14 protein-coding genes are annotated in these 12,112 nt (G+C 69.1%); 2 read left to right on the top strand and 12 right to left on the bottom strand.

The window, feature by feature from the left end; translation table 11 throughout:
• Nucleotides 1-58: 58 nt before the first annotated feature.
• The 3 genes from Q8A52_RS09155 to Q8A52_RS09145 form a co-directional block, all read right to left on the bottom strand.
• Nucleotides 59-754, bottom strand: a complete 696-nt coding sequence (locus Q8A52_RS09155; RefSeq protein WP_316747966.1) for an aggregation-promoting factor C-terminal-like domain-containing protein — start codon at nucleotides 752-754, stop codon at nucleotides 59-61.
• A gap of 417 nt (nucleotides 755-1,171) precedes the next feature.
• A complete protein-coding gene (locus tag Q8A52_RS09150; RefSeq protein WP_316747964.1) occupies nucleotides 1,172-2,497 on the bottom strand; it encodes a PhoH family protein in 1,326 nt (441 codons plus the stop codon).
• 344 nt (nucleotides 2,498-2,841) lie between these two features.
• On the bottom strand, nucleotides 2,842-3,615 hold the full coding sequence (locus Q8A52_RS09145) for an isoprenyl transferase (RefSeq protein ID WP_316747962.1): 774 nt from the start codon (nucleotides 3,613-3,615) through the stop codon (nucleotides 2,842-2,844).
• Between the two features lie 753 nt (nucleotides 3,616-4,368).
• Between Q8A52_RS09145 and Q8A52_RS09140 the strand changes: the two genes are divergently transcribed.
• Nucleotides 4,369-4,899: a DinB family protein gene (locus Q8A52_RS09140; RefSeq protein ID WP_316747960.1), complete on the top strand. Its 531-nt coding sequence runs from the start codon at nucleotides 4,369-4,371 to the stop codon at nucleotides 4,897-4,899.
• A gap of 18 nt (nucleotides 4,900-4,917) precedes the next feature.
• On the opposite strand, the gene Q8A52_RS09135 is transcribed toward Q8A52_RS09140, so the two are convergent.
• Together Q8A52_RS09135 and Q8A52_RS09130 are read right to left on the bottom strand one after the other, a co-directional pair.
• Nucleotides 4,918-5,451 (bottom strand): GNAT family N-acetyltransferase, encoded by a 534-nt coding sequence (locus tag Q8A52_RS09135; RefSeq protein ID WP_316747958.1) that lies wholly within the window; start codon nucleotides 5,449-5,451, stop codon nucleotides 4,918-4,920.
• A gap of 50 nt (nucleotides 5,452-5,501) precedes the next feature.
• Nucleotides 5,502-6,374: an LLM class flavin-dependent oxidoreductase gene (locus tag Q8A52_RS09130; RefSeq protein WP_316747956.1), complete on the bottom strand. Its 873-nt coding sequence runs from the start codon at nucleotides 6,372-6,374 to the stop codon at nucleotides 5,502-5,504.
• A gap of 77 nt (nucleotides 6,375-6,451) precedes the next feature.
• On the opposite strand from Q8A52_RS09130, the gene Q8A52_RS09125 reads away from it, so the two are divergent.
• Nucleotides 6,452-6,826, top strand: coding sequence for a DUF192 domain-containing protein (locus Q8A52_RS09125; RefSeq protein ID WP_316747954.1), 375 nt, complete (start codon nucleotides 6,452-6,454; stop codon nucleotides 6,824-6,826).
• Between the two features lie 10 nt (nucleotides 6,827-6,836).
• On the opposite strand, the gene Q8A52_RS09120 is transcribed toward Q8A52_RS09125, so the two are convergent.
• The 7 genes from Q8A52_RS09120 to Q8A52_RS09090 form a co-directional block, all read right to left on the bottom strand.
• Complete coding sequence (locus tag Q8A52_RS09120; protein ID WP_316747953.1) at nucleotides 6,837-7,457, bottom strand: OmpA family protein; 621 nt, start codon at nucleotides 7,455-7,457, stop codon at nucleotides 6,837-6,839.
• 6 nt (nucleotides 7,458-7,463) lie between these two features.
• A complete protein-coding gene (locus tag Q8A52_RS09115; protein WP_316747950.1) occupies nucleotides 7,464-8,045 on the bottom strand; it encodes a hypothetical protein in 582 nt (193 codons plus the stop codon).
• A gap of 32 nt (nucleotides 8,046-8,077) precedes the next feature.
• Nucleotides 8,078-8,674 carry a pilus assembly protein TadG-related protein gene (locus tag Q8A52_RS09110; protein ID WP_316748739.1) on the bottom strand — a complete coding sequence of 199 codons (597 nt, stop codon included), beginning with the start codon at nucleotides 8,672-8,674 and terminating at the stop codon, nucleotides 8,078-8,080.
• Nucleotides 8,671-8,868, bottom strand: a complete 198-nt coding sequence (locus Q8A52_RS09105; RefSeq protein ID WP_316747948.1) for a Flp family type IVb pilin — start codon at nucleotides 8,866-8,868, stop codon at nucleotides 8,671-8,673. Before Q8A52_RS09105 ends, Q8A52_RS09110 begins: the two co-directional genes overlap by 4 nt.
• A gap of 107 nt (nucleotides 8,869-8,975) precedes the next feature.
• Nucleotides 8,976-9,728, bottom strand: a complete 753-nt coding sequence (locus tag Q8A52_RS09100) for a response regulator transcription factor (RefSeq protein ID WP_316747946.1) — start codon at nucleotides 9,726-9,728, stop codon at nucleotides 8,976-8,978.
• Nucleotides 9,729-9,741: 13 nt separating this feature from the next.
• Nucleotides 9,742-11,184, bottom strand: a complete 1,443-nt coding sequence (locus Q8A52_RS09095; protein ID WP_408649166.1) for a sensor histidine kinase — start codon at nucleotides 11,182-11,184, stop codon at nucleotides 9,742-9,744.
• Nucleotides 11,185-11,208: 24 nt separating this feature from the next.
• Nucleotides 11,209-12,096, bottom strand: a complete 888-nt coding sequence (locus tag Q8A52_RS09090) for a DUF5936 domain-containing protein (RefSeq protein ID WP_316748734.1) — start codon at nucleotides 12,094-12,096, stop codon at nucleotides 11,209-11,211.
• Between the last annotated feature and the right edge of the window lie 16 nt (nucleotides 12,097-12,112).

The raw sequence follows: 12,112 nt of genomic DNA, 5'->3' as shown, positions 1-12,112 counted from the left end.
AAGCCCCTCCCCCTAGGACGGGGAGGGGCTGCGCAAGGTTGAGAGGGAACCGACCGGCTCAGTACCAGTGGTTCGCCTGCCAGAACGACCACGCCTCACAGGGGCTGCCGTACCGGCTGTTCATGTAGTTGAGGCCCCACTTGATCTGGGTGGCCGGGTTGGTCTGCCAGTCGGCGCCGACGGACGACATCTTGGAGCCGGGCAGTGCCTGGAAGAGGCCGTACGCACCGGAGGACGCGTTGACGGCACGGTAGTTCCAGCTGGACTCGTGGTCCACGATGTTGCTGAAGCACTGGAACTGGCCGCTCGCCACCATCTGGCGCGCCATCGCCTGGATCTGCGCGACGGTGTACGAGCTCTGCACGGGGAAGCTGGAGGAGTCGCGGGTCGACCGGGTGGCCGCCTTCTTCGCCTCCGCGCGGGCCTTGGCTTCCTTCTCGGCCTTCTCGGCGGCGACCTTCTTGGCGACGGCGGTCTCGGCGGCTGCCTTGCGGGCCGCCTCCTCGGCGTCCTTCTTGGCGCTCGCGTCCGCCTGGATGGCCTGGGCGTCGGCCTGCTGCGTCAGGGACGCGGTCTGCACCTGGGCCTGCTGACCCGCGGGTATGTCCGCGAGGAGCGTGGCGTCGGCAGCCGTCGGCTCGGCGTCGTTGCTGTTCTGCGCGACGCTGCCCGAGGCAACTCCGACGACGCTTCCGACTGCGGTGACCGCGGTGGCGGAGGCCACTGCGAATCCCCGGACCGAAATCCGGCTCACACGGTTTCCTTCCAGCATCGCCCGCTTCGGTGACCCTGGCGGACGCAATCGTGCCCCTGGCGCTGGCCTCCCAACTGCGGGGTCACGGGAGGCGCGGGCCCGGTGGGAACTCCCTGCACGGGAGCGCCGCGTGGTGCTCGGGCGGCATACGACGTCGCTGTGGAGTTAGCTGTGGTGCTTCTGTGGTGCCGTACCGCTGGGGGTACAGATGTGTCGTATGCGGGGCCTGACAGGAGTGAGACTCTGCCGTAACACAACGCCGGGTGGCAATTCCGAGGTGCGTGTGAAAGCTCACATCCCGTTTGACCCAGGGGATTTTAAGAAACCGCCACATACGACGGCGCCGCCCGGCTAGGCTCAGGGCCTTTGCCGGGCGGCGCCAACTGCCGAGTAAACCGTCCAAGTTGGACAGTCGGGTCAGATGTGACCGTCCTCCAGCATTTCGGTCACAAGTGCGGCGATCTGGGACCTCTCGGACCGTGTCAGAGTGACGTGGGCGAAGAGCGGATGCCCCTTCAGTTTCTCCACGACGGCGACCACACCGTCATATCGGCCGACCCGCAGATTGTCCCGCTGCGCCACGTCATGGGTCAGAACCACTCGTGAATTCGCGCCGATTCGGGACAGAACGGTCAGAAGGACATTCCGTTCGAGCGACTGCGCCTCGTCCACGATCACAAACGCGTCGTGCAGCGAGCGGCCACGGATGTGGGTCAGCGGCAGGACCTCCAGCATCCCGCGTGCGGTGACCTCCTCGATGACCTCGCGGCTGGTGACCGCCGAAAGGGTGTCGAAGACCGCCTGCGCCCAGGGGCTCATCTTCTCGGCCTCGGAGCCCGGCAGATAGCCGAGCTCCTGCCCGCCGACCGCGTACAGCGGACGGAAGACCATCACCTTCTGGTGCTGACGGCGCTCCAGGACCGCCTCCAGACCCGCGCACAGCGCCAGCGCCGACTTTCCGGTGCCGGCCCGGCCGCCCATCGACACGATGCCGACGTCCGGATCGAGGAGCAGATCGAGGGCGATCCGCTGCTCGGCGCTGCGGCCCTTGATACCGAACGCCTCCCGGTCACCGCGCACCAGCCGGACGTTGCCCTCCGACGTCACCCGGCCCAGCGCCTTACCGCGCTCGGACTGGATGGTCAGACCCGTGTGCACCGGGAGACCGGATGCCTCCGATACATATACGTGTCCTTCCTCGAAGAGGATGTCCACCTGCTCGCCGGACAGGGTCAGTTCGGACATTCCGGTCCAGCCGGAGGAGTCCGTGATGGCGAGTTCGGCGCGGTACTCCTCCGCGAGGAGCCCCACGGACGACGCCTTGATCCTGAGCGGCAGGTCCTTCGACACCACGGTGACGTCGTACCCCTCGGCCTGCAGATTGCGGGCCACCGCGAGGATGCGGGAGTCGTTGTCCCCCAGGCGGTAGCCGGTGGGCAGCACGCTGGGGTCCGAGTGGTTGAGCTCGACACGGACCGTTCCGCCGAGGTCCCCGATCGGGATGGGGGCATCCAGTCGGCCGTACCGCACCCGGTAGTCGTCGAGCAGGCGCAGGGCCTGCCGGGCGAAGTAGCCGAGTTCGGGATGGTGCCGCTTGGCCTCCAGCTCCGTGACCACGACGATGGGGAGCACGACCTCGTGCTCGTCGAAACGGGTCAGGGCGTTGGGGTCGGCCAGCAGGACGCTGGTGTCGAGAACATACGTGCGCCGGTCTGACTTGTGGCGCTTTGTGCTGGTCACCACGGAAGGACGTACCCCCTCGGATGAGGTCGGGGAGCGACGAGATGGAGCTGGACCGGTCGACGGCCCCCGCGCACGGCGGGCCGAGAACCGGCCCTCCGTGGCTGCTTCCGTGCTGAGACCGCACGGTCGGGCTGGTGCAAAGGGCCTCCCGGGCGGACGGCTCCGCGCCGCCCGCTGAGATCCGACACCCGTGGTTCGGGTGTCGACCTGCTTGGCTTATGCCCTCGAACATGCACTGCCATGCAAATGCATAGGACAGCGCACCGGTGAACTCCTCGTAACTTCCGCCCCAACAGGTGTACAGGGGGCGACTCTCCGGACGTGTACCGTCCGGGTGGTGTACGTCAGCCGCCGTAGCGGCGGTGGCGTGCCGCGTAGTCACGCAGGGCGCGCAGGAAGTCGACCTTGCGGAAGGCCGGCCAGAAGACCTCGCAGAAGTAGTACTCGGAGTGGGCCGTCTGCCACAGCATGAATCCGGACAGTCTCTGCTCACCGCTGGTACGGATCACCAGGTCGGGGTCCGGCTGGTCGCCGGTGTAGAGGTGGCGGCCGATCATGTCGACGTCGACGGACTCGGCGAGCTCCTCCATGGAGGTGCCCTTGTCGGCGGCGTCCGTGATCATCGAGCGCACGGCGTCGGCGATCTCCTGGCGGCCGCCGTAGCCGATGGCGACGTTGACCAGTATCCCGTCGACGTTGGCGGTGGCCTCCTCGGCCTCCTTCAGCGCGGTCTGCATCTGCGAGGGCAGCAGGTCCGGGGTACCCACGTGGTGCACACGCCAGCGGCCATCGGCGGCGAGGGTGCGGACGACGTCTTCGATGATGCCCAGCAGCGGGACGAGTTCTTCCTTGGCGCGGTCGAAGTTGTCCGTGGACAGCAGCCACAGGGTGACGACCTCGACATCCGTCTCGCTGCACCAGCCGAGGAACTCCTCGATCTTCTCGGCACCGGCCCGGTGACCGTGGACCGTGGTGGAGCCCGCAGCCTTCGCCCAGCGGCGGTTGCCGTCCATGATGACGCCGATGTGCTTGGGCACCTGAGCGTGGTCCAGGTGGCCTTCCACCCGGCGTGCGTAGAGCCTGACCAGAAGGCCGCGCAGTTTGTCGCGCAGGTTCACGTGATTGTCAGCCCCTCCATTGGTGCGGTCCCCTTGCCGGCGAAGCCTACCCCTGCGGGGCTTTGGCCGTAGGCGAGGGTTGTGGACGGGGGCGGTTTCCCGGGCGGGCGGGACAGTTGCCGTCCCTGGAGCGGCGCACGGCAGCCGAACGAAAAACGGGCCGGTCCGTGGGGGGGAGACGGACCGGCCCGAGGGGGGGTCTCCACCATAACCCTTTGTAAGGGCTAATGCGTGCATCGGCGTGCCACAACTACTCTCCGGAGTCGCACAGCGACGCCCAGGTGGGCATGGAAGCCGTTGTTCGGGGGTCGCGCTTGGCCGATTCACGGCGGATTCTCAGGCGAACGGGGCACGTACACAGAGATCAAAAGGGCTTGAGGCCTCTTGAGGGGCTGTTCGGCATGTCGTCCACGGTCCCCCCGAAGGGCTACCCCGGTCGCGAACGACCGCTTGACGTGTCCGCGGGTGCATTTCGGCACCGCGCAGCCCCCTCCACTGCGCGGTGCCGCCCGCGCAGCTTTGCTCACGCGAATTACCTTGGTCTGAACTTACGTGAGGAGTCAGGTAGATGCGACCTGCTCGCGATAACAATGTGGAAACCCCGTGGACATTCCGGGGAGCAGCAAGATCAACACGTTCACTTATGCGCAGATCACCCCATTTGCTCTAAGTCTCGAACGGTGTTTCCCGGCCATTTCTGCAACCGCTCCGTCCGCGGGGCGTTGTCAGCGCCCGCTGCTAGCTTCCCGCGGCATGACGACACCTGAGAAAGACACTCCGGGCATGCCCTACTCGGGCGGCGAGAAGGACACCCTGCACGCGAGTCTCCAACGGCACCGGGACGCCGTCCTGTGGAAGCTCGACGGACTCGACGACGAACAGCTGCGTCGGCCGATGACCCCGTCCGGGACCAATCTGCTCGGCCTGGTGAAGCATCTGGCGTCGGTGGAGTACGGCTGGTTCGTGGAGACGTTCGGCGGCGAGGTCGAACCGCTGTGGTTCGACCCGTACGCCGACGAGGACATGACCGTGGGCCCCGGCGAGACGACGGATCGGATCACCGACTTCTACGGCCGTGCCCGCGCCGCCGCCGACCGTGTCGTCGCCGAACTGTCCCTGGACGACCTCGGCCGGCCCGCATGGCGGGACCACTCGGTGTCCCTGCGCTGGGTCCTCGTCCACATGATCGAGGAGACGGCGCGGCACGCGGGCCACATGGACATCCTGCGGGAGCTGATCGACGGGACCACCGGAGACCGTCCACGGGTCACGGGTACGGCCTGACCAGGTCTGCCCGGCGGTTCATGAGGAGTTCGCCGAAGCAGTCCCCTTTGTCTGCTCCGCCGTCCGCAGCACGAGCAGGTGGTGTTCGTCGTCTCCGTGCCGGATCGTGCCGGTGTGTTCGAAGCCGTGTTTCTCCAGGAGGCGGACGGAGGCGGTGTTGCCGGAGAACGGGTCGGCGTACAGCGGCCGGGTGCGCTCCTCCCGGAGGAAGGCGGCCAGGGCCTCGGTGCCGATGCCGCGAGCCCAGTACGGGCGGCCGAGCCAGTAGCCGACGTAGCGGTCCTCGCCCTCCCACCAGGCGACGATGTTCCCCGCGACCTCCCCGTCCACGGTAACCGTCCGCACGAGGCCGGTGGGATCGCCGAGGACCCTCTCCCTCCAGTGCTTCAGGAAGGCGGCCCGCGGCCGGGGCGTGAATCTCGACCGCCGGACGGCCTCCGGATCGTGCTCGTGGGCGAGGAACACCTCGAGGTCGTCCTCCGTCACCTCACGCAGGAGCACCTGGGGCTTCTCGGCCGCCTCGGTCTTCTCGGTCTTCTCCGTCTCCTTCATGCCGACCGAGTCTGGCAGGGGGCACTGACAACGGCCCCTCCACGGCTCCGTCACGGCACGAGGGGCCGGACCTCCCCGGCCGTGAACCGTACGAATCCCTCGGGGTCCGGCTCGTCTCCCGTCGGCTGGAGGATCACCGTGTCGGCTCCCGCCTCCGCGAGCCGCCGCACGGCCTCGGCCACGGTTCCCGCGTCTCCGGCGACCCCCAGTTCCGGGACCGACTCCACCCCCTCGGCGACCAGTTCGGCACGGAGGCGGTCGGCGGCGCCGACGCCGGTGGCGGTGAGGAGGTGCACGACGACCTCGTGCCGGCCGGTACGGCCGGCGGACCCGCGCCCCTCGTCGATGAGCCGCCGCGCCCGCCGTACGCCGTCCGGCGAGGTGGCGGCGGTGAGGATCGTGCCGTCGGCCGCCTCCCCGGCGAGGCGCAGCGTGCGTGGCCCGGTGGCACCGGCGAACACCGCGACGGGGCCCTCCGGCGGCCAGTCGAGCCCGACGTCCTCCAGCTTGACGTACCGCCCGTCCACGGTGAGCCGCTCGCCCCGCAACAGGGCCCGTAGCGCGTCGAGATGCTCCCTGAGCAGGGTCAGCGGGGACGCGGCCCGCGCGCCGACCTGCCCCATCCAGTCCTGCACGCCGTGCCCGACGCCGAGGATCGCGCGCCCCGGGAACATCCGGTGCAGCGCGGCGGCCTCCATCGCGGCGACGGCGACGTTGCGCAGCGGCACGGGCAGCAGACCGACGCCTACCCGCACCCGCTCGGTCCAGGCGAGGGCGGCGGCCGCGGTTGAGAGCCCGCCCTCCCGGAAGCAGTCCTCCCACAGCCACAGCTCTTCGAGCCCCGCCTCGTCCGCGACCCGGGCCACCGCCCTGAGCCTCTCGGGGGGCAGTTGAGGGCGGAAAACGGCGCCGAGTCCGGTCATGGAGCCTTCCTAACCTGCCGTTGCGGGTGGGACAACTTGTTTACAGTGCGGTTGGGTTGACGGAGGGTGGTCCGGGCATGGCGCGCTGGCGGGACGGGCACGGAAGGCTGGTCGTGCACGGCGAGGGCACGGCGGAGGTGTCGGTACCGCTGGAGATCGCCACGTCGTATCGCGCCCGTACGAAGGGATTGCTGGGCCGGGACTCCGTCGACGGGGCGATGCTGCTGTCCCCCGCCAACGGCGTGCACACCTTCCGGATGCGCATCCCCATCGACGTCGCCCATCTCGACCGCCACCTCACGGTGATCGCCGTACGCACGATGCCGCCGGGCCGGCTCGGCCTGCCCCGCCTGCGGTCGCGGCATGTGCTGGAGGCGGAGGCGGGGGTCATGGCCGGGTGGGGGTTGCGGGTCGGAGTGCGGGTGGCCGTGGAGGCCGAGTGGGTCAAGTAGGTCCAGTGGGTCAGCTCGCCGAGCGCGGGAAGGAGACCTCCACTCGTCGGTTCTTCTTCCGGCCGGCCTCCGTGGAGTTGTCCGCGATGGGGTACTGCTCGCCGTAACCCCGTACCTCGAAGGTGATGTTCGAGTCGTTCAGGTCGGCGTCCAGGACCGCTTGGACGGCGTTGGCGCGCTGCCGGGACAGTACGTCGCCGTGGGCGGAGGAACCGAGGTTGTCCGTGAAGCCGAACACCCTGACCTGGGTCGCGTTCTGCTTCTTGATCTCCTCGGCGATCGCGTCGATGCGGGCCTTGGACTCCCCGCTCAGCCTGGCGCTGTCCTTGCTGAACAGCACCTCTGCCTGGAGCGCGAATTTCACGTCCGCGTTGGTGTCTTCGCGGCGCTCGTCCCCGCTCTGGTCCTCGACGACCGACTTGATGTCCAGCACCTTGGGCTCGGCGAGGGTGGCGCCCTCGGGGAGCTTCAGATCGGGGTCGGTGGGGTCGATTTTCACGGGGGCGGAGGCGGAGGCCTCGGTGCCTGGGGGGACGCTGGGGGTGGTGTCGTCGGCGTGGGCCGTTGCGGTCCCGCAGAGGTTGGCGGCGAGGACGAGGGTGGTGAGGACGAGGCTGCGTTTTGTGGTCACGGGGCCTCACCCAGAGATCGTGATGTCGGCAGGAGAGAACATAGGCAGCTGAAAGGACACCTGCCCTGTATCGGCGGGCGGCGCCGGGAACTGCATGAACACCGGCACGGTCTCACCGGACTTGATGCTGGAAACCCCTGTTGTGGTGAGAGGGCGGCCGTCGGTGTCGCGAAGGACGTAGTAGCGCTTCTTCCCCTTCGTGTCCACGAGCGTGGCACCACCGAATGAGGGGCCATTCCTGATGATCTCAGTCTCATTGCCGCTCAACTGTGCCGGGATGTTGAGCGCCTTGGCGCTGTCGTTCTTCAGATTGCCGCTTACCGTGACAAAGCCACCGGCGTCCCGAACCGCCGATGTAATGTCGAGCATCAGGCCCTTCGGTCCGTTCAGCTCGGCCAGGGGTTTGTCCGATTGCCCTTCCTGAGCACTCGGCCGGGAGCTTCCCGCTTTCGAGGCCGACGCCGAACGCTCCGGCTTCTTGTCATCGCCGCCACCGCCGCCGCATCCGGCCACGCCGAGGGCCAGACCGGTCGCCACCGTCAGCGCGACCAGCCCCCCGCGGGCCTTCGCAGTGAACCGAATGCTCATGACTGATTCCTTCTTGACTCGTCGTTCGCTTGTCAGTCGGCCAGGTGGACATCGAAGAGGTCTTCCGGTCCTGGGAGGTCTGTGAGGTCGTCCGGGTTCAGGTCCCAGTTCCGGTGCTTGCAGGTGAGCTGTGGCAGCGCGTCGCCCCCCGCGTTCTCTCCGGGCAGTTGGAACGTGCACAGCGGTTCAATCACGGCCTTGGCGGTTGCAGTCGAGTGCACGTTCTCCGTGCCGGGGACCACGGAGTCGCCGACGGCCTTGGAGGTCTTGACGTGGACGCTGTAGCCCAGTGGCCCCGTGGGAGTGCAGTCCTCAACCGTGGCGTCGTTCTGGGCGGCCAGTCGATAGGCCCGCCAGCAGGAGGGATCGACGTTCACAACGCCTTCGAAGATGTCCTGCCACTTGGTCGGGTCGAGCACGTTCAGCTTCCACTGGTCGGCGAGTTGGTCACGCGTGTTCTGGGCCGCCGCCAAGGCGGAGGCGTCCGCAGCCGTCTGGGCGCCGTTCCGATTCGCGGCGGCCTGGCCGACCGCGAGGTAGGCGAACGCGAGAAAGAGCAGACCCGCCACCACCGTGATGTAGATGGGGAAGGCCTGCCCTGCGTCGCAGTTTATGCGCGAACGCGTCAGCCGCCGGTGACCTCGCTGATCTTGTCGGTGATGGCGTTGTAGATCGTCTGCCCGATGCTCGTACCCGTGATCGCCAACACAATCGCCACAACCACCGCGATGATGCCGAGGTACTCCACCGCGGTCTGGCCCCTGTCGCTGCGGGCGGCGCGGGCCTGCAGGTATGCGACGGTGGTGTTGAACCAGTTGCTCATGGTGTTCCCCTCCGGATTCGCTTCCGACGCGGGCACCGTACGCCCTGTCCCCCCGCCCCCCGGAGGGTCCCAGGACCCAATCCCGGGCCCAATCAGAAATCCCCACTTCACGCCACCCCCAACCACTTCGCCGCCGCCTGCGAGCGGCTGGTGCTGTGGAGCTTGGCGAAGATTCGGTTGATGTGGTTCTTGACCGTCTTCTCGCTGATGAAGCAGGTCGCGGCGATCTGCTGGTTGTTCATGCCGGACGCGATGAGGTCCATGATCTCCGCCTCCCTGGAACTCAGCCGGAACCGCGACCTCAATGACTGTCCCATATCGGGTTGCAGTTGCGAAAGGTTTCGGGAAGAAATAGCCCTTGGAAAGTCCGGAACTTCACGCACCGCATGTGCAGTTGCACGCACTCCAAGCTGCTCCAGTAACGCCCCGGCAGCCGTCGGAGTGAAGTGCGGCCTGCCCTCGCCGATGTCCCGCACCGCCCTGACCAGTTGCTCCACGCCGAACTCGCCGTGGACCAAATAGCCCCCGGCTCCCAGGCGTACGGCCTCCTGGACGATCTCCGGCTCGTGGCTGTACGTGAGCATCATGACCGGCGCCAGCCGCACGAGGTACGGAAGCGCCGAGATGCCGTCCACGTCGGGCATCCGGACGTCCAGGAGGATGACGTCGGGGCGGTGTTGCAGGGCCGCCTCGCACGCCTCCCGGCCGTTCGCCGCCTCCGCGACCACGGTGATGTCCTCCCGGCCGGAGAGGAGGGCCGTGAGGCCCGCGCGGACCACGGGGTTGTCGTCGGCGACCACGAGCCGAAGCGGTGCGGCCGGGGTGGCCGGTGGGAGGTGCTCGAAGGAGTTGCCTGGCATCGGGTGCCTCCTCTCATGCGTCTTGGGACTGTCGGGGGGTGGGGGGCGGGAACGTCAGCGCGGCCAGGGGGAGTTCCAGAAGGACCTCCGTGCCCCGGGCGTCCTTGCCCGTGCCTATCCGGACGCGGGCGCCCACGGACGCCGCTCGTTCGGTCATGCCGGTCAGGCCGAAGTGGCCGGAGCGGCGGAGCTGTTCGAGGGTGGTGCCGGTTGGGAGGCCCCGGCCGTCGTCGTGGATGCTCATGCGCAACACGTCCTCGTGGACTCCCGCTTCCACCTCCACCCGCGTAGGCGAAGCGTGACGACTCGCGTTCTCCAGTGCTTCCGAGGCGATGGCCAGGAGCTGGCGGGCCACCGCGGGCGGGACCGGAGGCAGCGGGTGGTCGCCCGTCCGGCGGTACGCGGCCGGCAGGCCCGTGCGGGCCGCGAAGTCCTCGGTGCGGGCGGCCAGTTCCGCGAGGACGTCCACGCCGTGCGCGGGGTCGTGTTCGCGGCGCAGGTCGGTGAGGAGTTCACGGGCCTCGGCCGCCGCCCTGCGGGCCGAGCGGGACACCAGTTCCGCCTGCTGTCTGATCAGGGCCGGGTCCATACGCGCACCCGCGGCCGCGGAGCCCGCCAGGCCGTCGGCGGCCAGTGCCACGCCGTACAGGGTCTTCGCCACCGAGTCGTGCATCTCCCGGGCCAGGCGGGCCCGTTCCGCGCTCACCGCCTCCGCCACCGCCAGCCGGGCCTGGACCGTGGTCAGGGCCTGGGTCGCGGCGCCGAAGCGGAGCATCAGACCGCGCAGGGTCGAGCCCACCGCGCCCGCGATGACGCAGAGGCCGGGCAGGAGGAGGGACTCGGCGACGTCCGCCCGGTGGGCCTCCTTCAGCGTCGCGTGGACCAGCAGCAGGATCAGCGACTGGAGCGAGGCGAAGCAGGCCGCGCCCCGCCAGCTGTAGACCAGTCCGGCGAGCAGGGGGGTGCAGACGCTGACGTAGGCGAGGGTGGTGTCCGGGCCCGCCGAGACGAGGAGCAGGGAGCCGAAGAGGGTGTCCGCCGCGAGGAGCGAGGGGTGGCGCAGGAGGAGCGGGCCGAAGCGCTCCCAGTCGCGGAACAGGACGTACGAGACCATGAAGGTGACGACCACGGCCGCACCCACCAGGCGGACGCCCAGGCCGGGCGCGGCGTTGACGAGGGCGGCGGGGGCGGCCAGGGCGATCATCGCCAGGCGGAAGCCGAAGACCTGACGGCACATCGCCTGGAGTGCGCGGATCTGGATCTTCTCGGGGTCGGGGAGAGGACCGCGCGCCCCGTCGGCCGTGGCCTGCGCCTCCGGTGACGCCCCCAGCGGCGCCCCCAGCGACACCTCCAGCGGCGCCTGCCGCACGGCGGACGAAGCGTCGATCACGGTCGCAGGCGGCCGTGCGCGGCGCCACCGCAGCCGCGTGCGTTCCCTCGCCCTCACCCTCGCCATCGCCGTGCCGGTCACCCGCCCCGCCTACTTTCCGGTGATCGAGCCGAAGTCCACGCCGGAGCCCAGCAGCAGGCCCGCGCCGAGGAGGAGCATGGTGGCCGGGACCATGAACGTGGTGATCATCAGCGTGGCCCTGGGGACCGCCCGGGCGGCCTTGCGGCGGGCGTTCTGGGCGTCCGTGCGGCGCATGTCCTTGGCCAGGGCGACGAGGGTGTCGACGATCGGCGCGCCCAGTTCCTCGCCCTGCTGCAACGCCGTCACGAACATCGCGACCTGCTCGGAGTCGTTGCGGCGGCGCAGTTCGGCGAAGGCCTGGCGGCGGCTCATGCCCAGGTCCATCTGGCGCAGCGTGATGCGGAGTTCGTCCGCCCAGGGGCCCTCGTACCGGGATGCCACGCGGTCCAGCGCCTGGCGGAAGCCGAGACCCGCGCTGACGACCACCGCGAGCACGTCCAGGAAGTCGGGCAGCGTCCGCTCGATCACGTCCCTGCGGATGCGGATCGCCGACCAGATGCCGACCTCCGTCCAGAACGCTCCGAAGGCGAGCAGGATCAGGGCGACGAGGTAGTTGCCGCGCATCAGCATCACCAGGAAGCCGACGCCGCCGAGTGCGCCGTACACCGCCCTGCGGGCCGCGTAGCGGTCGATGGTCAGGCCGCCGGGGTTGCCCGCGAGGTCGATCCTGCGGCGGTACTTGGCCACCTGTTTGGGGCCCATCAGGCGCAGGACCGTGGGCGCGTAGCGCATGCCCATGCGGTCGATGAGGGAGTCCACCGCGCCGGTGCGGGTGGCACCCACCTCCAGGGCCACCGCCAGGTCCCCGGGCAGTTTGGTGTCCGCGCGGTACATGCGGATCCCGGCGAAGACGCCCCAGACGCTGAGGCCCATGGCCAGTGCGAGAAGGAGTCCGATTCCCATGCCGTCAGCC

The sequence above is a fragment of the Streptomyces herbicida genome, assembly GCF_032656585.1.
GTDB classification, from domain to species: Bacteria; Actinomycetota; Actinomycetes; order Streptomycetales; family Streptomycetaceae; genus Streptomyces; species Streptomyces herbicida.
Note: the sequence above shows the minus strand (reverse complement) of the source record. Positions and strands in the feature narration are given on the sequence as shown.

Bases quoted from the DNA above. Each gene is read 5' to 3' on its own strand.
- Q8A52_RS09135 (WP_316747958.1), bottom strand. From the start codon at position 5,451: ATGAAGGAGACGGAGAAGACCGAGAAGACCGAGGCGGCCGAGAAGCCC.
- Q8A52_RS09095 (WP_408649166.1), bottom strand. From the start codon at position 11,184: ATGGCGAGGGTGAGGGCGAGGGAACGCACGCGGCTGCGGTGGCGCCGC.
- Q8A52_RS09130 (WP_316747956.1), bottom strand. From the start codon at position 6,374: ATGACCGGACTCGGCGCCGTTTTCCGCCCTCAACTGCCCCCCGAGAGG.
- Q8A52_RS09100 (WP_316747946.1), bottom strand. From the start codon at position 9,728: ATGCCAGGCAACTCCTTCGAGCACCTCCCACCGGCCACCCCGGCCGCA.
- Q8A52_RS09140 (WP_316747960.1), top strand. From the start codon at position 4,369: ATGACGACACCTGAGAAAGACACTCCGGGCATGCCCTACTCGGGCGGC.
- Q8A52_RS09105 (WP_316747948.1), bottom strand. From the start codon at position 8,868: ATGAGCAACTGGTTCAACACCACCGTCGCATACCTGCAGGCCCGCGCC.
- Q8A52_RS09125 (WP_316747954.1), top strand. From the start codon at position 6,452: ATGGCGCGCTGGCGGGACGGGCACGGAAGGCTGGTCGTGCACGGCGAG.
- Q8A52_RS09115 (WP_316747950.1), bottom strand. From the start codon at position 8,045: ATGAGCATTCGGTTCACTGCGAAGGCCCGCGGGGGGCTGGTCGCGCTG.